Annotated in this window: 21 protein-coding genes; 16 read left to right on the plus strand and 5 right to left on the minus strand. The window is 41.9% G+C overall.

What is annotated here, in order from left to right; all coding sequences use genetic code 11:
• Window positions 1-118: 118 nt before the first annotated feature.
• Window positions 119-784, minus strand: coding sequence for a DUF924 family protein (locus JMY00_RS05595; protein WP_201579429.1), 666 nt, complete (start codon window positions 782-784; stop codon window positions 119-121).
• Between the two features lie 99 nt (window positions 785-883).
• On the opposite strand from JMY00_RS05595, the gene JMY00_RS05600 reads away from it, so the two are divergent.
• The 3 genes from JMY00_RS05600 (at window position 884) to JMY00_RS05610 (ending at window position 5,638) form a co-directional block, all read left to right on the plus strand.
• Window positions 884-2,125, plus strand: a complete 1,242-nt coding sequence (locus JMY00_RS05600) for a carboxynorspermidine decarboxylase (protein WP_240990665.1) — start codon at window positions 884-886, stop codon at window positions 2,123-2,125.
• A gap of 297 nt (window positions 2,126-2,422) precedes the next feature.
• Window positions 2,423-3,697: a saccharopine dehydrogenase family protein gene (locus tag JMY00_RS05605; RefSeq protein ID WP_201579430.1), complete on the plus strand. Its 1,275-nt coding sequence runs from the start codon at window positions 2,423-2,425 to the stop codon at window positions 3,695-3,697.
• Window positions 3,698-3,943: 246 nt separating this feature from the next.
• Window positions 3,944-5,638: an alpha/beta hydrolase-fold protein gene (locus JMY00_RS05610; RefSeq protein ID WP_201579431.1), complete on the plus strand. Its 1,695-nt coding sequence runs from the start codon at window positions 3,944-3,946 to the stop codon at window positions 5,636-5,638.
• Between the two features lie 160 nt (window positions 5,639-5,798).
• Here the strand turns inward: JMY00_RS05610 and htpX are convergent, their stop codons facing one another.
• Window positions 5,799-6,707, minus strand: a complete 909-nt coding sequence (htpX, locus tag JMY00_RS05615) for a protease HtpX (RefSeq protein WP_201579432.1) — start codon at window positions 6,705-6,707, stop codon at window positions 5,799-5,801.
• Window positions 6,708-6,929: 222 nt separating this feature from the next.
• On the opposite strand from htpX, the gene JMY00_RS05620 reads away from it, so the two are divergent.
• Window positions 6,930-7,262 (plus strand): YnfA family protein, encoded by a 333-nt coding sequence (locus JMY00_RS05620; protein ID WP_102091506.1) that lies wholly within the window; start codon window positions 6,930-6,932, stop codon window positions 7,260-7,262.
• 93 nt (window positions 7,263-7,355) lie between these two features.
• On the opposite strand, the gene JMY00_RS13675 is transcribed toward JMY00_RS05620, so the two are convergent.
• Window positions 7,356-7,478, minus strand: a complete 123-nt coding sequence (locus JMY00_RS13675) for a hypothetical protein (RefSeq protein WP_021815223.1) — start codon at window positions 7,476-7,478, stop codon at window positions 7,356-7,358.
• 351 nt (window positions 7,479-7,829) lie between these two features.
• On the opposite strand from JMY00_RS13675, the gene JMY00_RS05625 reads away from it, so the two are divergent.
• The 11 genes from JMY00_RS05625 to radA all read left to right on the plus strand — a co-directional run bounded on the left by JMY00_RS05625 (window position 7,830) and on the right by radA (window position 18,673).
• On the plus strand, window positions 7,830-8,450 hold the full coding sequence (locus JMY00_RS05625) for a 6-carboxytetrahydropterin synthase (RefSeq protein ID WP_102091507.1): 621 nt from the start codon (window positions 7,830-7,832) through the stop codon (window positions 8,448-8,450).
• A complete protein-coding gene (tsaE, locus tag JMY00_RS05630) occupies window positions 8,450-8,980 on the plus strand; it encodes a tRNA (adenosine(37)-N6)-threonylcarbamoyltransferase complex ATPase subunit type 1 TsaE (protein WP_201579433.1) in 531 nt (176 codons plus the stop codon). The genes JMY00_RS05625 and tsaE overlap by 1 nt, the downstream gene beginning before the upstream one ends.
• 53 nt (window positions 8,981-9,033) lie before the next feature.
• Complete coding sequence (mutL, locus tag JMY00_RS05635; protein ID WP_201579434.1) at window positions 9,034-10,818, plus strand: DNA mismatch repair endonuclease MutL; 1,785 nt, start codon at window positions 9,034-9,036, stop codon at window positions 10,816-10,818.
• Window positions 10,819-10,900: 82 nt separating this feature from the next.
• The gene (gene miaA / locus JMY00_RS05640) at window positions 10,901-12,067 is read left to right on the plus strand and encodes a tRNA (adenosine(37)-N6)-dimethylallyltransferase MiaA (RefSeq protein ID WP_201579435.1); all 1,167 of its coding nucleotides are present in this window, start codon (window positions 10,901-10,903) and stop codon (window positions 12,065-12,067) included.
• A 327-nt stretch (window positions 12,068-12,394) separates the two neighbouring features.
• The gene (gene hfq / locus JMY00_RS05645) at window positions 12,395-12,922 is read left to right on the plus strand and encodes an RNA chaperone Hfq (RefSeq protein WP_201579436.1); all 528 of its coding nucleotides are present in this window, start codon (window positions 12,395-12,397) and stop codon (window positions 12,920-12,922) included.
• A 219-nt stretch (window positions 12,923-13,141) separates the two neighbouring features.
• Window positions 13,142-14,134, plus strand: a complete 993-nt coding sequence (locus tag JMY00_RS05650) for a KpsF/GutQ family sugar-phosphate isomerase (protein WP_101205038.1) — start codon at window positions 13,142-13,144, stop codon at window positions 14,132-14,134.
• Between the two features lie 77 nt (window positions 14,135-14,211).
• Entirely contained in the window at window positions 14,212-14,778 is a 567-nt protein-coding gene (locus tag JMY00_RS05655) for an HAD hydrolase family protein (RefSeq protein ID WP_201579437.1), read from the plus strand.
• A complete protein-coding gene (gene lptC, locus JMY00_RS05660; protein ID WP_057760443.1) occupies window positions 14,775-15,359 on the plus strand; it encodes an LPS export ABC transporter periplasmic protein LptC in 585 nt (194 codons plus the stop codon). Before JMY00_RS05655 ends, lptC begins: the two co-directional genes overlap by 4 nt.
• 158 nt (window positions 15,360-15,517) lie before the next feature.
• Window positions 15,518-16,006, plus strand: a complete 489-nt coding sequence (lptA, locus tag JMY00_RS05665; protein ID WP_179799007.1) for a lipopolysaccharide transport periplasmic protein LptA — start codon at window positions 15,518-15,520, stop codon at window positions 16,004-16,006.
• Between the two features lie 74 nt (window positions 16,007-16,080).
• On the plus strand, window positions 16,081-16,860 hold the full coding sequence (lptB, locus tag JMY00_RS05670) for an LPS export ABC transporter ATP-binding protein (protein ID WP_179798948.1): 780 nt from the start codon (window positions 16,081-16,083) through the stop codon (window positions 16,858-16,860).
• Window positions 16,861-17,236: 376 nt separating this feature from the next.
• On the plus strand, window positions 17,237-18,673 hold the full coding sequence (gene radA, locus JMY00_RS05675) for a DNA repair protein RadA (protein WP_102094543.1): 1,437 nt from the start codon (window positions 17,237-17,239) through the stop codon (window positions 18,671-18,673).
• A gap of 161 nt (window positions 18,674-18,834) precedes the next feature.
• Here the strand turns inward: radA and JMY00_RS05680 are convergent, their stop codons facing one another.
• Window positions 18,835-19,449, minus strand: a complete 615-nt coding sequence (locus JMY00_RS05680; protein WP_101205034.1) for a septal ring lytic transglycosylase RlpA family protein — start codon at window positions 19,447-19,449, stop codon at window positions 18,835-18,837.
• Between the two features lie 834 nt (window positions 19,450-20,283).
• A complete protein-coding gene (gene rodA, locus JMY00_RS05685) occupies window positions 20,284-21,426 on the minus strand; it encodes a rod shape-determining protein RodA (protein WP_057760433.1) in 1,143 nt (380 codons plus the stop codon).
• 284 nt (window positions 21,427-21,710) lie between these two features.
• On the opposite strand from rodA, the gene JMY00_RS05690 reads away from it, so the two are divergent.
• A complete protein-coding gene (locus JMY00_RS05690) occupies window positions 21,711-22,658 on the plus strand; it encodes a D-Ala-D-Ala carboxypeptidase family metallohydrolase (RefSeq protein WP_201579438.1) in 948 nt (315 codons plus the stop codon).
• Window positions 22,659-22,666: the final 8 nt, after the last annotated feature.

Here is a 22,666-nt window from a genome sequence, read left to right on the forward strand (position 1 = left end):
TCATAGGATTCTCCTGCTGATGTATTCTAGCAGTTACTCTCTATTTATGAGTGTTCTTATTTATTGGGGGGATTACCTAATAACTTTAATTATCTTCGTACAATACTAGGAATGTGGCCTAAAACGATGAATTAGGCTGTTTTAAAAAGTTCTTTTCATCTTCGGTTGAGTCGCGATTTAGTACCTCGTTGCGATGTGGATATCGCCCGAATTGATCGATGATTTGTTTGTGACGATGTTCAAAGTCCAATGTGTTTGCATCATCTAGTTGTTCAAACAGCGGTAGATAACGCTTATGAATCATGGCCGACTCAGAGTGCATAAACGGTATGATAATAAATCTACGCCATTGCATCGGTAGAGTATCAAAATAAGGCTGTTGAATGGCTTCTTGGGCGAGTGCTAATGCCATACCATCTTGCGCAAATGCACTTGCTTGTCCGCGACATAAATTGCGTGAAAACTGATCCAGCACAATAATTTCTGCCAAGCGTCCTGCCAACGCCGTTATCGAGCTATTACCATCCAATGAAGACTCTGCGATACGCCAAGTGACACATTCACCTTGTTTCGCTGCTTCCCAAATGCCGCCAAACTTATCTTGTATCTGCTTATCAAAACGATCGTTTTGTTCAAACCAGTAAGCTTCATTGTTTTTATCAAACCAAAAATCCAACACGGCACGCGCATCAGGATCTAGATAAGTCAAATCTATGTTTTTTGGATCCAATTGTGATGAATGGGATAGACTGGCTGAAGTGGAATAATCGGTTGAGAGTGCCATAAGATATTCTAATTATGATGAATTTAGTCTACTATAGCGCAAATATTTATATCTGTCTGTCAAGATACCAACAGCAGAGTGTCTATTAGGTAATCTATTATGAATGCAAAAAATCTAGAGAATTCTATCAACGCGACATTGCCACCAACGCCTTACTACGTGCTTGATGAAGCGGCCATCGTCGCTAATATGAAAATCATCGCTAGGCTGTGTGAGCTGTCTGGTGCAAAGGCATTATTAGCACTAAAATGCTTCGCCACATGGGGCGTTTTTGATGTGATGCAGCCTTATCTGCATGGCACGACTTCGTCTTCACTTAATGAAGTGAGATTGGGCTATGAGACCTTTGGCAATAACGATGATGCCAATAGCCAAGATAAAAAAGAAACGCATGCTTATAGCGTCGCCTATAGTTCAGATGAAATCCCTGAAGTGCTGAACTATGCGGATAAAATAATCTTTAACTCAATCTCACAGCTCAACGCTTTTAAAGCACAAGCCGCCGCGCAAAATATACCTGTAGGTCTACGACTCAATCCAAAGACCAGCAACTCATCGTTTTTGATTGCTGATCCTGCGCGTCCATTCAGCCGTCTTGGTGAGCATGACAAAGAGAAAATCGCAGCGGTACTTGGCGATATCACTGGCGTCATGATTCATAACAATTGCGAAAATGACAGCTTTGAAGCCTTTAGTGAAAGCTTGGCTGATATCGAAGAAAGGTTTGGTGATACCTTAGCGCAGCTTGAATGGGTGAGCTTGGGCGGTGGTATCCACTTTATCGCGCCTGATTATCCATTAGAAAAATTGGCTGCACGTTTGAAAGCGTTTAGCGAAACCTATGGCGTGCAAGTGTATCTTGAGCCAGGTGAAGCAAGTATCCATGGTGCAGGTACGTTGGTAACTACTGTATTGGATACCATGCATAATGAAAAAAATCTAGCAGTCGTCGATGCTTCTATCGAAGCACATATGCTTGATTTACTGATTTATCGTGAGTCCGCACCGATTGCTGCGATTAATCATACAGCTGCCGATATTGCGCCTATTGGCAATCCTGCAGAAGCTGCACCGTCTGAAGCTGATGCTGAGTCGGCAGACCATACCATTATCTATGGTCGTTCTTGCTTGGCAGGTGATATCTTTGGTGAGTATGCATTACCGAGTAATCTTCAGATAGGCGATAAGATTGCCTTTGGCAATGCTGCTGGTTATACGATGGTTAAGAAAAACTGGTTCAATGGTGTCAACATGCCAGCGATAGTCATCCGCCGATTAGATGGCAGTATCGATATCCAGCGCGAGTTTGATTATCAAGATTATAAAGCTAGCCTATCTTAAGCCTTAGCTTTTAAGACTATGCTATTGTCGGGTTTTTGTATTTTAATTATTAAAAAACAAATACTTAACCTGTATTAGTAGATATTTTGATATCTCTACTTTTTATACATATTTTTTACCGATAAGGGAATAAAAATTGTTATAATCGCGTCGGGCAAATAATGGAGTATTATTTGCCCGACGGGTGCGTGGGTTTTCCTCGGTCTTCCTTTTTAATTCACGCATATCATTCACTCGTTTCTGTTTTGCATAGCCGCTATCAATGGTATCGACAGGGACACAAAGGAGGATTGTTCATTGAACACAAACCAACAAGCTAAGCCCAACAAAAAAGATGTACTGATCATCGGAGCAGGCGGTGTCGCTCAAGTGGTCGCGCATAAATGTGCGATGCATAATGATGTGCTTGGTGAGATTCATATCGCCTCACGTACCAAAGACAAATGCGATGATATCGCGCAAAGCGTAAAAGAAAAAGACAGCTTTAAACAAGCTGCGGTTTTGCACACGCATCAAGTCGATGCGATGGACAGCCAAGCGCTGGTGCAATTGATCAAAGAAATAGAAATTCAAATCGTCATTAATGTCGGCTCGGCATTTATCAATATGACGGTATTAGAAGCCTGTATTGAGACAGGTGTTGCTTACATTGACACGGCGATTCATGAAGATCCACGTAAGATTTGTGAGACACCGCCGTGGTACAACAACTATGAGTGGCAACGTAAAGAGCGCTGTGCAGACAACAATGTCACTGCCATTTTAGGTGCAGGGTTTGATCCTGGTATGGTCAACGCTTATGCGCGTCTTGGCTATGATATGATGGATGCAGGATCTGTGACGGATATCGATATCATTGATATCAATGCGGGTAGCCATGGCAAATACTTTGCGACCAACTTTGACCCAGAGATCAACTTCCGTGAGTTCACCGGTACGGTTTACTCTTGGCAGGATAGCAAGTGGCAGTCTAACAAAATGTTTGAAGTCAAACGTACGGACGATTTGCCAGTTGTAGGTGTGCAAAACAGCTATCTAAGCGGTCATGATGAAGTGCATTCATTGTCAGCCAATCTAGATGTACCAAACATTCGCTTTTGGATGGGCTTTGGTGAGCATTATATCAATGTCTTCACTGTCCTACAGAGCTTAGGATTACTGTCTGAGCAGCCAGTGATGACTGCTGAAGGTCAAGAAGTTGTACCACTAAAAGTTGTTAAAGCGGTACTACCAGATCCAAGCTCGCTTGCACCGAACTATACAGGCAAGACCTGCATTGGTGATAAAGTCAAAGGCAAAATCAATGGCGTTGAGACTGAAGTATTTATCTACAATGTCTCAGATCATAAAGATGCTTACAATGAAGTGGGTAGCCAAGGTATCTCGTATACCGCAGGCGTGCCACCTGTTGCTGCTGCAATACTAGTCGCGACTGGCGAATGGGATGCAGGCAAGATGGTCAACGTCGAAGAGCTAGATGCTAAGCCATTTATCAATCTACTAAACAAGATTGGTCTGCCAACGCGTATCAAAGATAGCGAAGGTGACAGAGCGCTTGAGTTTGATATTTAGTTAGTCATTATATCTATTCTAAAAGCCCATCTGACTTTAATTGAGTCAGGTGGGCTTTTTATTTTATAAAGGAAAAATAAATTGTCATTGTCTATTTAATTATACAGAATAAATTATCAAACGATAATGATTTTCAATATCATCTATATTAAAAATAAGGTAGTATTTTACTTTTGTATCATTCGCTAGACATTCTGTAAAGGTAGAAATTAGATGTTTGTCAGTGAATAAATGAGGGAGTAGTGAATGAGATACATACGATTTCTTCCTAAGAAGAAATGGGCCATAGCAGGCTTTACCTTTTTATTATATTCGGCGTCATTTCCTGCATTTGGTTCGGAGGCAACGATGCTAACGATTGAAAGTCCCTTAAAAGGCGATTTAAATCATTCCAACAGGGAAAACGCTGATATCAAGCCACAGCATAAGTCATTAGATTTTAGCGTTCCTTGCGATACAGGCGATTATCTAACCGGATATGTTGAGAGTGATAGAAGTATGATGACGCTAGATGTTATCGATGCCACAGGAAAAGTATCGCGCCGTTTGATTGATAATAAAAGTGGCAAACAACACTTCTATTCAGTAGCCGAAAACTGTGCAGAGACCTGGCGACTGTCTGGCTCAGGTGCTTATCAGATAGTGCTCGAACAACGTGTTAGTTTAGCAGAGCAAGATTTAAAAGGTTCTTTAGGAAATTCTCTAGACAGTTCTGACACGTTACTCAGCCCCAGAGTATCGGCATTACTTGAGTCATTGCAGAAAGGGCAGAGTACAGATCGCTTTTGGGCGGAAGTGGAAGTATTAGGTACACCGCTGATTGAAGACACAGCTTTGGGCACTGTGATGACGTTTTTAGCGCGAGGAGACTATCGCAATGTCAAGTTAATGGGTGGCCCGTCCACCAATCATGATGCATTGCAACGATTGGTAGACTCTGATACATGGTACAAAAGTTTTATTGTGCCAAACAACACGCACTTATCCTATCAAATTGCCCCTAATATCCCTGAGCCACCTCTGTCTGAGTTTGCTCGTAGAGTCGCCATAAAAGCCGTGGCTCAAGTTGATCCTTATAATCACCATTCATGGCCACGTTCAGCCACTGATAAGTACACAACCAAATCTACTATTACGTTAAAAGACGCACCAAATAGGCGTTGGATAAAAAGACAGGCAGAGGTTCCCAAAGGAGCGTTGTCTACCTTTAAATTTACTAGTAGTACATTGGATAATACTCGCGATATCACCATTTACTCCCCAACTGTTAATAACAACAAGGAGAATAGTAAAGATGATGCGGTGCTGTTATATATCTTTGATGCTGAAGCCTATATTGATACGGTTGGATTGCCCACGATTTTAGATAATTTGATTGCAGAAGGTAAGGTTCCACTAGTGACAGCGGTGTTTATTAGCAATCCTGACAATGATGCCCGTGCACGTGAATTACCTGCCAACCCAATGTTTGCAGATGTATTGGCCAATGAGTTAGTACCACAAATAAATAAACGATTGCCAGTAGCGATACCAACGGATAGAACGGTCATTGCAGGGTCAAGTTATGGCGGTTTAGCAGCGACGACTATCGCACTACGTCACCCCGACATATTTGGCAATGTTATCTCTATGTCTGGGTCTTACTGGTGGCATCCAAAAGATCAGACAGCAGAAGATAAACACTTCGTAGCGTCTGAGGTAATAAAAATGGATAAGGCACCCGTTCGTTTCTTTTTGAGCGCAGGCGTGTTTGAAACGGCTCGTGGTAAAAGTGGTAGCAACGGTATATTGGGAACCAATCGTCATCTGCGAGACGTTTTATTGGCAAAAAGGTACGATACACATTATCAAGAGTATGCTGCAGGACATGATTACTTTGCTTGGCGAGGAATCATAGGAGATGGTTTGGTATCGCTTTTTCCGTCTAAGGAAAAGAAGTAATATCTCTTTTATTTAAACTAGCGCTAATGTTTAGCCTTTTACTACTAAATAAAATGATAGTGACTGAGTATTCATACTCTAACTTCTAATTTTCTATATAAAGTATTTTTTTAAAACCAACCTGCTAACAAGTAGCAAGTTGGTTTTAAATCGATTGTCATTAATTAGGATTATATTCTCTCAACGCCGCAATACGGTCATCAAGCGTTGGGTGTGAACGGAATAGGTTGGCAATACTAAAGCCTTGCGTTTGTCCTGATGAGATCGCAAATGCTTTCATACTCTCAGGCATTTGATCTGGTCGCTGTGCAGAAGGACGAAGCGCATCAAGCGCACTAATCATTTTTTCGCGGCTGGCCAATTTTGCACCCATTTGATCCGCACGGAATTCACGTAAGCGTGAGAACCACATCACGATGGCAGATGCCAAAAATCCAAGTAAGATATCCATTACGATACTCGTAATAAAGTAACCAATACCTGGGCGGTCACTGGTATTTTTAAACACAGTACGATCAACGAAACTGCCTACAATACGTGCAAAGAACATTACAAAGGCATTTACGACCCCTTGAATGAGGGCAAGGGTTACCATATCACCGTTAGCCACATGGCCAATCTCATGCGCCAATACCGCTTCGACTTCATCTTGATTCATATTCTGTAGTAGACCAGACGAAACCGCCACTAGCGCTTTATTTTTATTCCAACCAGTCGCAAAGGCATTTGGCTGCGAGTTATTAAAAATACCAACCTCAGGCATACCGATATTTACGGCTCGTGCTTGTTTGGCTACGGTATCGACTAGCCATTGCTCAGTAGCGGTGCGTGGAGATTCTATAACTACCGTACCAGTAGATCTTTTAGCCATCCACTTTGATATAAATAGCGAGATCATCGAGCCGACCATACCGTAGATACCACACATAACGGCAAGGCTAATGTAGTTAAGACCACCTGCGCTGTGCACGCCGCCAATCCCAAAAAACCTCGATAAAATACCAAACACAATGCTAAATACCACAATCACTGCTAAGTTGGTTAATAAAAATAATCCAATACGCATCATGATGCTAACTTCCTATTTACAATGTCGGTATGACCTCGATAGAGCGCTCTCTAAGAGGTTTGTTTGTTATGATAGATTTTACTGTGATTTTGACTGTAATGTTAGAAAAAAATAGCTTTTTATAAGTGGTGACAGAGATAGAGTGCTTATTTCTGGCAATGCCGTACAATACCTGACTGGTTTTAGCAGGTTAGAAAAGTAGTAGATGAGGAGTAGTGATTTTTGACAGAATTAAAGACGGTTGGGCTATTTGCGCTTACTGCATTGGCTGAGATTGCAGGATGTTATCTGCCTTATCTGTGGCTGCGAGAAGGCAAGTCAATCTGGCTGCTGATACCTGGTGCGCTGAGCTTAGTCGCGTTTGTTTGGCTGCTGTCATTACACCCAACTGCTGCGGGCAGGGTCTATGCTGCATATGGTGGCGTTTATATATGTATGGCGATTTTATGGTTGTGGACGGTCAATGGTATACGACCAACCATGTGGGACATAGTGGGTTCGATAGTGGCGTTGCTAGGAATGGCGATTATTATGTTTGCTCCGCGCGGAGCTTAATTAAAGACAGTGCTTAGCTAAAGGCCAATGACGAACCAAAAAAAAATACCAATCGAACGGTTACGTCAGATTAGCATATTGATGTATTGATTATTAATGTTTGCCTAGGATGCTACCGTTGTCGTCTTTCTTGGCTTGTTTGGCAGCTTTCTTCTCTTTAGCAGTCAAAAGGGGCTTTTTCTTAACATTTTTCTTACTATCTTGACCTTTGCTCATAATCGTTTCCTTTTTTACAGCACACTACTCATTACGCAAAGTTAAGCGAATTCAAGACAGTGTGAATACAGCTAACATAGCTGTTTACTTAATAGAGTATAGGCTTAAGCTTTAGTAATAGATAGCGCTCGCACAATTCCTCTACGATTCAATTATCGTTCAAATTCTTTATGTTTACGGTTAGTCCTAGTTTACCAATTGATTCGTTCAATCAATCATTATATTAATAAGTGCTTACTTACGGATACATGGCGATTTGCTATAATGAGCCATAAACCGATTCATAAACGCGGCAAACTCTTATTTATTAACATTTAGCACCATAGTGCTTACTGTTTTGGTCAAATTATTATGCGTATTCGTAAACTGTTCAAATTTGAAAATGCTCACATCGTTCGTAATTGTAGTTCTGAGCGTTGTAAGCATTCGATTCATGGTCACAGCTATCAGATTGAGCTTATCCTTGAGGCCACTCGTTTAGACCATGGGCAAATGGTTTATGACTTTGGCCTACTAAAATCTTCTATCAAAGACATTATCGATAGCTTTGATCATGCCATTTGCTTTTGGAACAAAGATGATCCTGAGTATGTCGCAGCGTGTAAGAAATTTAGCGCACGTTGGATCAGCCTACCAGTTTCGCCATCGGCAGAGCAGTTTTCACGAGTGATATTCTTTTGGGCACAAGAAATACTACGTCAGACACAAATGCAAAATGGTGAAGCAGATGTCAGCGTGTACTCAGTGATTGCCCATGAGACGGCGACAGGGTATGCGCAGTGTTTTGCTGATGATGTTGCAAACGATCAAATGGGTAAACTAGTTCTAGAAGATTTTGAATTCAGTGAGCAGGTTCGTGCTGAGTGGACTGACTCTGAGCTGTATGCCAAGCTGATTCGCGGTGAAAGCTTTACCAATCCAACCGTGACCATGCAGGTTCAGACAGAGCAAGTACAAGCAGGTTCAGTCTGATGTGTGATGGTCAATCTATAGAAAATAGCAAATACCTAAAGACTCTGATATTAAGCTCTGAGCAAGATACTCAAGCATTGGCTGAGCAATTAGCGACCTTGTCACTGACAGGTAGCGTGTGGCTGGCAGGTGACTTGGGCGCTGGTAAAACGACACTAACGCGTTATTGGTTACAAGCGCTTGGTCATACAGGTGCGGTGAAAAGCCCAACCTATACCTTGGTTGAGCCCTACAGTATTCAGCGAAAGGATGGTTCGATCAAGCCGGTTTATCATGCAGATTTATATCGTCTGCAAGATCCAGAAGAGCTGTCTTTTATTGGGTTTGATGAGTATCTTGATGAGCCTGAAGCGTTAGTTATTATCGAATGGGCTAGCCGCGCTGATAGCTATCTTCCACCGCCCACGTTATTCATCGATATGATTCAAAATGTAAGCGATGATAACGACACTGAAGCACGCCAAGTGCAGTTGAGAGTGTCAAAGGCAGGTCAAGCGCAGGGCTTGGAACTATCGCAACTTATCATCTAAATGAATATCTAAATTACACCAATCGCTACTTTCCAAAAACATGACATCTATCTATGCCAGATAATCATCCTAATAAACGCATTAAAAAACTATCGCCGTTGCTAATCAATCAATTAGCAGCAGGTGAGGTGGTGACACGTCCAGCAGCAGTGGTCAAAGAGCTGCTGGAAAATGCCATCGATGCTGGTGCGACCAATATTGAGGTGCGCATCACTCAAGGCGGTATGGGCCTGATTGAAGTGGTAGATAATGGGGTCGGCATTTATCCTGACGACATGGTCATGGCCATCACTCGTCATGCGACCAGTAAGGTTGCTGACGTTGCTAACTTGCATGGTATTACGACATTGGGTTTTCGCGGTGAAGCGTTAGCGGCGATGGCTGCTGTCTCGCGTTTGACCTTAATCAGTAGTCATGATGATAGTGGTATTGGCCGACAATTACAGGTCGCTGGCGTATTAGGTGACACTCCGAAACTTTTACCAGTTGTCCATAACCGCGGCACAACAATCATAGTCAAAGACTTATATTTCAATGTGCCTGCCCGCCGTGGCAACCTAAAATCTATTGCTACTGAATTCGGTCATATCGAAACCATTGTCCGAGAAGTCGCACTGGCGCGTGCCGATGTTGCTTTGACACTTTTTCATGACAATAAACAGCGGCTATCATTATCTGCAAGTGCTACGAGTATTAGTGGTAACAATGACAGTCGCCTGCCACTGCCGCGTCTAGAACAAGCAACGGGTATGGCATTGACAGATAATGCATTAGCAATATCCATAGATTTGTCGAGTCTGGTACAGTCGTCTGTAGCGTGCGATGATAGCAATGTTAATCAAGCAGCGATTAGTGGTTGGTTATGGCCATTGCATTATGAAAAAACTGATTTACCAAAGCTGATTTATGTAAATGGCAGACTGGTAAAAGAAGCGTTGATTAGCAATCAGATACGTCAACTGGCACAAGGTGCGCAGCTAACAGGTATGGGGTATGCACTGTATTTTGATTTACCAACGCAATGGTTAAATATCAATGTACATCCATCTAAACAACGTATCAAAATCAGTCCATTGAATAATATTATGGCGCACTTAGGCCATACAGTTCGTACGCAGTTGAAAACGATTAATGTAGCTAAGTTTGGGTTTGGAATTGATTCTGCATCTAAATCGGTACCGAAGCCAGAAGCTGATAGCCAATACATATCTGCGGAACGGGCAAATAATGATGCTTCTTTAAGTCGTTCTTCTGAAGTGCCCATCTCAAGTATTCAGCCTACTAATAACCCAAGGCAGAATAATCAAGTAGAATCTACTAGACAGTCTTATCAGTCTACTGCAAACCAATCATCTTCAAATAATCCTTTATTGCAAGAGTCAGTGCAATCTTATATCAATGAGCGATCAGACCAAACTAACAATAGTAACCACAGCACTTCACATTATTCTGATGGAGCAGCTACCTCTGCATCTTTACCAATTTGCTTAGATATCATTAACGATGTAGAAGCTGTTGACATGGACTTAAACACAGATGATAGAAGTCTACCTTGGCTATTATTTTATCACCAAGGGCAGTGTGTATTGATAAGTGCTAAAGACTGGCAGCTTAAACTAAGCCAGTTATTTGAATCACTTACCTCTAGTCAGCAAGTATTCAAAAAAGATAGATTGCCAAATAGTGCTACTGAGGTTAATCAGCAACTTACAACGGTCAATGCGCAAATGTCTGCGCAAGATTCAATAGTTTTTGTGAATGATCTTACTGAAATAATTATGAGCAATGCTATTAAAGCGATAGATAGTCACCGCTTAGTAAAGCTCATGCTATCCTGAATATCTGAAAATAATTACAACATCTTAAAGCAATTAAACCAATTGATATCTGAGTTATCCATATATTATGAAAGGCCACTTTATGCAACATTCGTCTGATAGCCTACCTCACAAGCTGGCGGATAATAGCGTAGTTTGTCTTATGGCACCAACTGCTAGCGGCAAGACATCACTGGCATACGAGCTATACGATACAGGTCGTTTTGAATTAATTTCTGTGGACTCAGCACTGATATATCGTGACATGAATATTGGCACAGCCAAGCCAACAGCGATTGAGTTGGCGCGTTATCCACATCATTTGGTCGATATCATTGATCCTATGCAAAGCTATAGCGTGGCTGAGTTTGTCAGTGATGTTGCTTGTCTCATTGACGAATGTCATAGAAATGGCAAGATACCATTATTAGTAGGCGGCACCATGATGTATTACATGGCGCTACTCGATGGGTTGTCTCCTGTGCCCGATAGCGATGACAGCGTACGCGCGCGCGTAGAGCAGTGGCGTCAAGAGGAAGGTATTAGCGCTCTATATGATTATTTGGGGAGTATAGATCCTATAAGCCATGCGCGTTTGAATGCTACTGATACTCAGCGTATCACGCGAGCAGTTGAAGTTTATCTACAGACAAATATTCCAATAAGTGACTGGCAGCGCAAGCCAAAGCAAGCCCTAGCCCACAACCCAGAGCAGCAGTGGCACGCGCTATCGGTAATGCCAGATCGTTCATGGCTACATAATCGTATCGAACAACGTCTAGATATCATGTGGAATGAAGGGCTAGTGGCTGAAGTCATAGACTTACTAAAAAAGTATCCGCTCACGCCTAATATGCCTTCGATGCGCTGTGTGGGTTACAGGCAAGCACTAGAATACTTGGTGCATATTGAGCATCCGATATTTGATGAGACTCATCTGGATAAAGCTCAATTTTATGAAGCTTTTGGAAAGCATACAGCTGTCAACGGAGAAAAAGAAATCTCAGATAATGTTGCTCAGTCAGCTGTTCAACCAAACATGGCTAACCAAGAGACCGAGGCGCTTGCTTGTCAGGAAATGCAAAATAAGGCATTATATGCTACAAGACAGTTAGCAAAACGTCAGTACACATGGCTAAGAAAGGTAATGCAATTGCCCAGTGCGTCATCAATTGGGATAGCAGAATCTGAGAACAAGGCTGATGCTAGCAGTCGTATGATATTACAAACGTTTGAAACCATGGCCGAAGCACGAGAGTATTTGTCTTAAGGTGCAATGATAGCTAACACAATTAGTTTCAAAAATTGGCATAGATAGCTGTTATAATTTAGCTCAACGCGTTGAGCATTGTTATGATGTCTGGTTTATGAACTTTTGTAGACAGAAAGTATTAACGAAACAACTAGTTACTTAATTATTTACAATAATAACGTATTCGCGATAAAGTGGAATCACTTAAGAGCAATGAATATTTATTTAGATACGTTTTATAAAGAAAACACCTTATTGTATCTACCTTTTAGCCATTATAATTAAATTAACACTTAAAATAATTGGCACTCAAAACATAATTATATAATATTTAGGAGAGATTTCATGTCAAAAGGACAAACTTTACAAGATCCGTTCTTGAACTCGCTGCGCAAAGACCGCATTCCTGTCTCTATTTTTTTGGTAAATGGTATTAAATTACAAGGCCAAATTGAATCATTTGATCAATATGTTGTTCTCCTGAAAAACACAGTGAGCCAAATGGTATATAAGCATGCCATTTCAACGGTCGTACCAGCACGTAACCCGCGTAGTAGTGCGACGACAGGTACAAGTGCTCAGCCGCAGAGCGCAGCACCGACTGGATATCAAGGCGGTGGCTTTGAACGTGGTAGCAACCCTGCTGCGAGTGGTTTTGAAGAACGTGGTTTTGCATCGAGCCGTAGTGGATTTAATCGTGGTGGTTTTAGCCAAGGTCAAGACCGTGGTTTTGAACGAGGTAGCTTTGGTCAAGGACAAGAGCGCGGGTTTGAGCGTGGTGGTTTTGGTCAAGATCGTGGGTTTGATGCCACGGCAGATAACACAGGTTTCGAAGATAAGCCAAACGATGGTTCTAATGATAACAATAGCTAACTTATCGCATTAATCGAGCGCGTTGTCTGAAAAAACATTAAGACATGATTTATTCGTTTAAAACCTGCTGATATAGTGGGTTTTTTTTGTATAGATAGCAGCAAGCTCTTTTATTCCGTATGCAGCACTATATTAGTGTAGATTTTGTAGACCATTACTAATATGAAACATAGTGTAGTAAAATAGCGTATTGATTCATTATAAAAATAGAGCGGATTCATGAGTGATACCAAAAACAACTTAACCCATGAGCAATTTATTACCACTGCTATCGAGGCCATTAACACAGAGATATCTGCGTTAGCACTACTAACAGAGCAGATTGACGACAGATTTGCCCAAGCATGTGACATCATCCTGACTTGTAAGGGTCGAGTGGTAGTTACAGGCATGGGTAAGTCAGGGCTGATTGGACGCAAGATTGCAGCGACCTTTGCCTCAACTGGTACGCCTGCTTTTTTTATGCATCCTGGTGAAGCGGGGCATGGTGATTTGGGGATGCTTGTGAAAGGTGATGTGCTGCTTGCTATTTCAAACTCAGGTGAGTCAGATGAAATCAAGATGCTACTGCCAGTTGTTAAACATCTAAATATCCCTCTTATCAGTATCAGTCGTGATAAGCGCGGTATGCTACCACGAGCAGCTGACATTGTATTAACGCTTGGTCAGTCGCAGGAGGCGTGTCCACTTAATCTAGCGCCTACCTCCAGTACGACGGCTACTTTAGCGCTCGGAGATGCGTTAGCGGTTGCTTTAGTACACGCACGTAATTTCACGTCTGAAGATTTTGCATTATCGCATCCTGCTGGTGCCTTGGGTCGTCAGCTATTGACGCGTGTCGAAGATTTGATGCATACCAATTCAGAAGACTTGCCTTTGATTCATCAGCAGGCCCCATTGCAACAAGCTTTGTTTACCATGTCTGCCGGACGATTGGGCATGACCGTAGTGACTGATGATAACAATAAGGTCGTCGGTGTGTTCACAGATGGTGACTTACGCCGAGGGTTAGAAAAAGGTATCGATCTACAAACGCCAATGCATGAAGTGATGGTCAGCAATCCACGCCATATCAGTAAAACGATGCGTGCGTCAGATGCGCTAAGTGTTATGAATGAAAGTGGTATTAGCCAGTTATTGATCATTGATAATGAAGATCGTTTAGAAGCTATTATTACCGTGCATGATTTGCTACAAGCTGGGGTCAAATAAGGTTTGTGAGTTGCCGTTGAAATAGTTAAGCTATATAGAATAACGCTTCGAAAATAAATATTAAAAAGAGACAAATAATGCAGGACTTGATACAGAAAGCCGGACAAGTAAAACTATTGGTCATGGATGTCGATGGTATTTTATCCAATGGTCAAATCATCTATGATGCTAATGGTGTTGAGACCAAAGCGTTCTCAGTACATGATGGTGTGGGTGTTAAGTCTTTAGCCCGTTACGGTATTTTGACAGCCATTATTACCGGTCGTAGTAGTACAATGGTGAATAAGCGCGCAGCAGAAATGGGCGTCAACCATGTGGTTCAAGGCCGTGATGATAAATTAATCGCATTAAACGAGCTGCTATCGTCTTTAGATCCTGCCCTGAATATCACTGCTGCCGACTGTGCCTATATGGGCGATGATTTACCGGATATCAAAGCAATGCAAACAGTAGGATTCGCAGCAACCGTACCTAACGCGCATGCTGAAGTTATCAAGCGCAGTGACATGGTAACGACTCGTGCTGGCGGTACTGGTGCAGTGCGCGAGATATGTGACCTTATTTTAAAAGGTCATGGACATTATCAAGACTTTATCGCGCATTACACGCTTGATGAGGCACAAACTCAGGATAATCAGTCGTGAATACACGTGTCTTAATTGTATTAGCCTTAATTATTGCCGGTATCGCGGGTTGGTTTTTTCAGCAGCAAGGCGACGTAACGCCGCCAGTCAATATTGAAACAACAGATGTCGATTATGAAGCCACTGATATCAAAGCCGTGCAGACCAATGAACAAGGTGAAACCGAATACGAGCTTACCGCTGAGTCTTTGACGCATAATCCTGAGACCAATCAGGATGAAATGTCAGGCATTACCATGAATTGGGAACCATCTGCAGAGCAACGCTATCGTATTCAAGCGGGCAGTGCAGCCATCAGTCAACAGACAGGGGAGCTTAGTTTATCAGGTGGATTTACACTGGTTAGCGAAGGCAATAAGAGTACCCCTGATATCGAACCAATAAAAGTAACTGGTAGTACGCTAAAAGGTAATACGAAGTCAGGCAAAGTATATAGTGATGCCCCTGTGAAAATCGAACAAGGCATGAATCGATTTGAAGCCTCTAGTATGACTGCCAATCTTGAGACGGGTGAGTATGAATTTGGCCAAGTTGCTGTTGCCTTTTCTCCATCTGAACGCCAAGACAAAGCATTGTTTTAATCAAAGTCTTTCTTATTTACTGTGTCAAAAAATAGCAGCTAGCATAAAGTTTGCAAATCCTACCACCTATTATGAAATGAGTTATTTATATGAAACTTAAATTTTTGCCTACTTTACGCGCATCAGCACTCTGCTTGCATAAATTGCGCACACTGCCAATGGTGATGTTATTGGCGCTACCGCTATATAGTCATGCGTTGCCATCAGATTCTAATCAGCAGATTAAATTGCTAGCAGATAAGGCCACTTATAGTGAGCGTACCGGCGTGACCAGTTATGCAGGTAATGTCATTATTACTCAAGGTACGTTTAAGATGACGGCCGACAACATCACGGTCAATCTATCTCAGCAGCGTAGCATTAACTCAGCGGTAGCAACTGGCCGTCCAGCGACTATGCAGCAAGTAGTCACGCAAGAAAAGGGCTTGGCAAAAGGGCAGGCTAATAAGATTGACTACAACGCAGTGTCTGGGATTATTACGCTAACTGGCAATGCAAAGCTGGTTCAGAATGGTGCAAGCTTTGCTGGTAATGTTATCCGTTATAGCCTAAAAGCAGGTGATGTGGAAGCAACCGCTGGTGGCAATCAGCGCGTTGAACTGGTATTCCCGCCTAACAATGGTACAAACCAAAGTGGCGTACGTTAATCCAAATAAACAGGCTATAAGTAAATAAGTCTGCCTTTAGCAATGCTTAAATTTTGTGAAAGTAAGAGTAAGTTATGAGCGATGATAAAAATCTAGACCTATCGGCATCAAATACCAATACGGCGCCTGTCGCTCGATTGACTATGCAAAATTTAGGCAAACGCTATGGTAAGCGTTGGGTAGTCAAAGACGTTTCATTTTCTGTCGAACAGGGTCAAGTCGTCGGATTGTTGGGGCCTAATGGTGCTGGTAAAACAACTAGTTTCTATATGGTGGTGGGACTGGTCAATATGGATAAAGGCCGCGTTACATTAGGTAAAATGGATTTATCTAAATACGCAATGCACGAGCGTGCTCGTGCGGGTATCGGCTATCTACCTCAAGAAGCATCAATCTTTCGTAAATTATCTATCGAAGATAATATCTTAGCTATCCTACAGACTCGCACAGAATTAAATAAAGCTGAACAACAGCAAGAACTTGAAAAGTTGATTGGCGAGTTCCATTTAGAACATGTGCGCAAGTCTCAGGGTATGAGCGTGTCAGGCGGTGAGCGTCGTCGCTGTGAGATTGCGCGAGCATTGGCCGCTGATCCTAAGTTTATCTTATTAGATGAACCTTTTGCAGGGGTAGATCCTATCTCTGTCGGCGATATCAAAGACGTTATTTTAACGTTAAAGAATCGCGGCATTGGCGTTTTAATCACCGATCACAATGTTCGAGATACGCTGGCCATTTGTGAAAAAGCTTATATCGTATCAGAAGGCGCTATCATTGCAGAAGGTACTTCAGCTGAAGTGTTAGAAAATGATTTAGTGAAGTCTGTTTATCTAGGTAAAGACTTCCAAGTATAAGTTAGAGCGTTAAATTACTTATCTCATACTCTATTTTATATAGTGCGCTCAAAACAAAAAGGTGCCGTTAAAGTAGAGTTATCTGGTATAGATTTTCCTTACTGCCTATGCATTTTGATTTCCAAACGCTACGTAAAACTACACCAACAATTTTGTATTTTCTAATTAACTACTAGAGCTGGCTACAACTATTTTATATAGAGCTTATAAGCCAGTTACTACTTATCTCTACAATTAACATCATCCTCTTTCAAGTACAGCTTGCAAAACCAATGGCTGACTTATCATAACAAATATTTTTGAATCAGCGCTTATAAAGCGTGATAATACTTTCTTCATTATTCTCGATTGATCCTCTGAATAAGGCTTATAAGCTATGGCAAAAAATAAAAGCAGCTATGTCTGTCAGCATTGCGGTGCGCATTTTGGTAAATGGGCTGGGCAGTGTACGGATTGCGGGGAATGGAACAGTTTAGTCGAAGCCCCAAATGTCAGCATGCCACATCACAATAAAAGCACCGCGAAGCCCAATAACGCACGAGCTGCTACTCGTGGTACCAGTGCGCCAGCTGGCAACTACTCTGGTACTCATAGTGCTGTCATGCCGCTTAATGCAGTAAGTGTAACGCTCGACACGCGCCTACCAACCGGTATTAGTGAGTTTGATCGCGTACTGGGTGGTGGGTTAGTGGCGGGTTCCGTAGTGTTAATCGGTGGTGATCCGGGTATTGGTAAATCAACTATCTTGCTGCAAACCGCGACCAATATGGCACGAGCTGATTCACTGGCAGGTAGTGCATTATACGTGACAGGTGAAGAGTCACTTGCACAGGTGGCCATGCGAGCCAAACGCTTAGACTTGCCTGCTGATAGACTGCGTGTACTGGCCGAAACTAACGTAGAAACTATCTGTGCTGCATTAACGCAAGAGCAGCCAGCCATTGCTATTATTGATTCTATTCAGACTATTTATACGGATGCTATTAACTCTGCACCAGGTGGTGTCAGTCAGATTAGAGAGTCTGCAGCGATTTTGACGCGTTATGCTAAGCAAACGGGAACGGCACTATTTTTAGTAGGACATGTAACCAAAGAAGGTACGCTAGCTGGTCCGCGAGTATTAGAGCATATGGTTGATACGGTACTTTATTTTGAAGGCCAGTCTGACTCGCGTTTTCGTATGATTCGTGCGGTCAAAAATCGCTTTGGTGCGGTTAATGAACTGGGTATCTTTGGTATGACCGATATGGGGCTCAAAGAAGTCGCCAATCCATCAGCGATATTTTTAAGTCGTTATGACAAACCTGTTGCTGGGTCAGTTGTCATGGTCAGCCGTGAAGGAACAAGGCCGCTACTAGTAGAAGTGCAGGCCTTGGTAGACGATTCACAAGGTTCGCCTAGAAGGATGGCATTGGGTCTAGATTTCCAACGTTTATCCATGCTACTAGCGGTGATGCATCGTCACGGTGGAATACATACCAGTGGACAAGATGTCTATGTCAACGTCGTTGGTGGCGTCAAAGTCATAGAGACAGGATCTGATTTGGCTGTACTGTTGGCCTGTGCTTCAAGTATTAAAGAGAGAGCGCTACCATCTTCATTAGCAGTATTCGGCGAAGTTGGTCTATCGGGTGAGATACGCCCAGTACCTAATGGACAAGAACGCTTAAAAGAAGCCATGAAGCATGGGTTTAAGCATGCCATCATTCCAAAGGCCAATGCACCTGCTAAGGATGCGCCTCAGTTTAAAGGTATCAACGTGATTGCTGTTGAGCGACTCGATGACGCTATCGAAAGCGCATTTGAGTTATAAAGTACATAGGACTAATAGCACTTTGTTTTGAGTAGTTCAGTCGCTACTATGAGCCTAGAGCGATAAATATGAACCATAAAAAAAGCCTAACTAATTATTAGTTAGGCTTTTTTGCTATATGGGCTAGTAATATTATTGGTCTTTAAAACTGATACCTAAAATTAAGGTCCTGCAACGCGCTCAATAGCAACGTTACCCACACCTTTGCTCGTAATACCGAGTTTTTTGGCAGCACCATAAGATAGGTCTAATACACGGTTACCATGGAATGGGCCGCGATCGTTCACTTTTACCACGACACTTTTGCCATTGGTCTTGTTAGTGACTTTGACATAGCAGTTTAATGGTAATGAGCGATGCGCTGCAGTTAAACCGTTCATGTCAAAAGTTTCGCCACTGGCAGTCTTGCGACCATGAAACTTACGACCATACCAAGACGCGAGGCCAGTTTGCTTAAATTTGCTGACAGAGTTAGAGGCAACAGCTGTTAGACGCTCTAATACATCTTCATCATTGGTAACTTGTGTCGTATCATTGGCTAACAATGAGCTGCTAAGTGCCAATGAAGTCGGCTGACGGGCTGACTTTACCAAACTTGATGCACCATCATGTTGACGGCTTAATTCACCAAGTACACGGTCAATGTGGGAGGCGTTATCTTGCGAAATCATAGCAAGTGTGGTCTTTGCTTCTACAGCATTTGCATTGGTCGCGACTGCAGAGCCAGCAAATAACATTGCTGACATTGTAAGTAAACCAGATAAACGCTTGTTCATAAATACCTCTATAACTTATACATCAAAACCTAACTCTAAATATTTTAGATTGAGCATGGCATTAATCTATTGTCTTCATATTGATTAATGAGTGGCTCTTATAGATATTAATATATGGTAATTTTTCATTTCATTATCATCAGTATTCAGTACATCTAATAGATAGAGTGACTGACGATACGCTCAAATGATAGTTAGCGATAAGCATTGAATACAAAGTCCAAAATCAGGACTGAGTGACAATGTCACTATATGTCGTATTTACATAATGTGCGATATACAAACTTCTTTAGAATGCTACGTTAATAAAAGGTTCAAAGGACATCGCGTATCACTTTGTTATCAAACCGTTAATTAAGTAGTGTATCTGAAAGTCTGGAATCTACAAGATGCTAACTATACGGCTACGCTACAACCTAAATATATTTAAATGCAAAGTTTATTAGTAGCTATGTACGGGTTATGTATCAGAGTACAGTAAAACGAGGTTAACGCAATTTTTTGTAAAAAACAAGGAATAAAATCTTTCTGAACTTATAGGTGGTTAACTTATATTGGAAATTCTGCCTATTTACTATTAGAAATAAGAGGCGCTAAAACGAATAATTATTTCGGATTTGTAACTATTATAGTGATTGATACGAACATAAATTATATGAAGATCATTAAAATAAAAGAGCCATAGCGCTAAGAATAAAACTCTTCTTCGCGCCATGGCTCATTGTCTTTTATCAAATCATTAGTAGTACAAAACAATTTATCTTAATGGTACTACCATAATTATTACAACAACTTACTTGAAAGACGAATTATACAGAAATTATCCTATCCCAGTTAGCCAGATTTATGTGTATGGATAGACATGAGTAAACCAAATCCTGCCATCAGAGTCACGATAGCCGTACCACCATAACTAATGAATGGTAGTGGAACACCTACGACAGGCAAAATGCCGCCAACCATGCCGACATTGACGAATATGTAAACAAAGAAAGACATGGCGATAGCACCAGCCAACAATCTGCTATAGACATCAGGATGGGTGAAAGCGATATATAAGGCACGTGATAAAAGGCAAAAGTAAATGAACATCAGCAGCATCACACCGAGCAAACCAAACTCTTCGGAGAAGGCGGCAATAATAAAGTCAGTATGGCCTTCTGGCAGAAAATGTAGGTGTGATTGAGTGCCTTCCAGATAACCTTTTCCAGTGAGGCCACCAGAGCCAATAGCTGTCTTCGATTGAATAATGTTCCACCCAGCGCCTTGTACATCTGCTTCAGGATTAAGAAGTGTCAATACTCGCGTACGCTGATAGTCATGAAGCAAAAAGTTCCAAGCAAATGCTATAAACGGCACAGCCAAAATTACAGCAGCAGAAATCAATCGCCACGAGAGGCCTGCTAAGAACAGCACAAATATGCCACTAGCAGCGACCAGTAGTGATGTACCAAGATCGGGCTCTTTAGCAATTAATAGCACCGGTACAATGATCAATGCCAAGGTAATAGCAATGCTAGACGCTGACGGTGGCAAATCACGCTTAGACAAAAACCAAGCACACATCATTGGCATACCAAGCTTCATAAACTCTGAAGGCTGCACACTACCGAACCCAGGCAAATTGATCCAGCGCTGAGCACCCATACGTACTTCACCGATAATATCTACCAGCACTAATAATATAAGCCCTAAGACATAAAATATAGGCGTAAAAGTACGATAGAGACTGGGCGGTATCTGCGCCATAGTAAACATTACAGCGAATGCCACCCCATAACTGACCATTTGGCGAATAACCATACCAATATCTTGGCTGGCGGCGCTGTATAGAATCGTCAGACCAATACAACAAACCGTCAATAACAGTAAAGTTAACCATGGGTCGATATGAATACGTTGCCATAGTGTCGGTGCATGACCTTGACCCAAATGATGGCTCTGACGTGAAAAACGATATTGCGGGTTAGAAGACATAGGCAGAATTTGGCTAACAATTGGTGTAGGAGGGAAGTACTAACTAAATTATCTCATTATAAATAATGATGAGAAGCGTACTTAAAAGTACCGACTTTAATAAAAGTATGCGAGCACGCGATGGCTATATCATTCACAAATAATAATAAAGTCACTCAATTATAAAAGTTGTAAGGATAAGTGTTAATTATCAATATTGGACTTCAAATTAGAAGCGATAGTTTAGCCTGCTTGTTGAAAATTTGATAGTATCGATAAAACGTTTTTAGCGGTAGTTTATTGCAATGATAAAATCAAAAATCCATGCGTATAGGCAAATTTGCCAACCTATTATCACCCTTATCCTATGTGCTGGCAGTGTCAGTGCTCATGCCGTTATCATCAGTGATGATAGTGAACGCCGTATTCAAATACGTCAAAGTAGCAGTACAAGCAATAACAGTAATGCTTATATAACGCCCTCTACCAATAGCTCAAATCAGCGTCCTGGTGTCACCATGTTGAGTGGTGCGAATGCATCAAATAGCGACAGTATGCAAAACTTGATTGTACAAAAACAGCGGGATTTCGAGATTGATGCTAGATTGTCCATTGAGGAAAACAAACGTGTGAATGTAGTGAGACGCGGTACTACTTATAGTACAGCAAACAGCACCTATAATGGTGCTTATAACGATTCTATGAGTATAGACTTTAACGCATGGTTAAATAGCAGTAGTTATCGTGCCAGACAAGTAGCAGAGTACGAACGCTATCTCAGCGCAAGAGTCGGGTCGCAGAATGTACCGCCATTGTCTCAACTGCTGACGACTGCCCGTAGTTGGAGTAAATGCGGGTATGAGCCGTATCAATTGCCGCCTCAGGAGTTATGGTCTAACATTGTACCAACATTACGCCTTTATAGTGAGTTGAAAAACCAAGGTATTTTACCACTCAGCAGTGAGATACGTTCGGTATATCGTAACCCAGGTTTGAACGATTGTGCAGGCGGGGCAGACGGTAGTAAGCATATGAATGCAAGTGCTATGGATATCTGGGTACCTGAGTACGAAGACAATTTATGGCGCTTGAGTACCATGCATGATGGCTTATGCCAGTTTTGGCAGTATCAAGGACAGCCTTATAACTTTGGCTTAGGATTATATGCGACAGGGGCTATTCATTTAGATACTGATGGTTATCGTAAGTGGGGGTTCAATCACGCTAGTAGTTCCTCTTCTTGCCGCTATTAATTGATTTA

It is taken from the genome of Psychrobacter sp. Pi2-52 (genome assembly GCF_904846705.1).
GTDB lineage: Bacteria > Pseudomonadota > Gammaproteobacteria > Pseudomonadales > Moraxellaceae > Psychrobacter.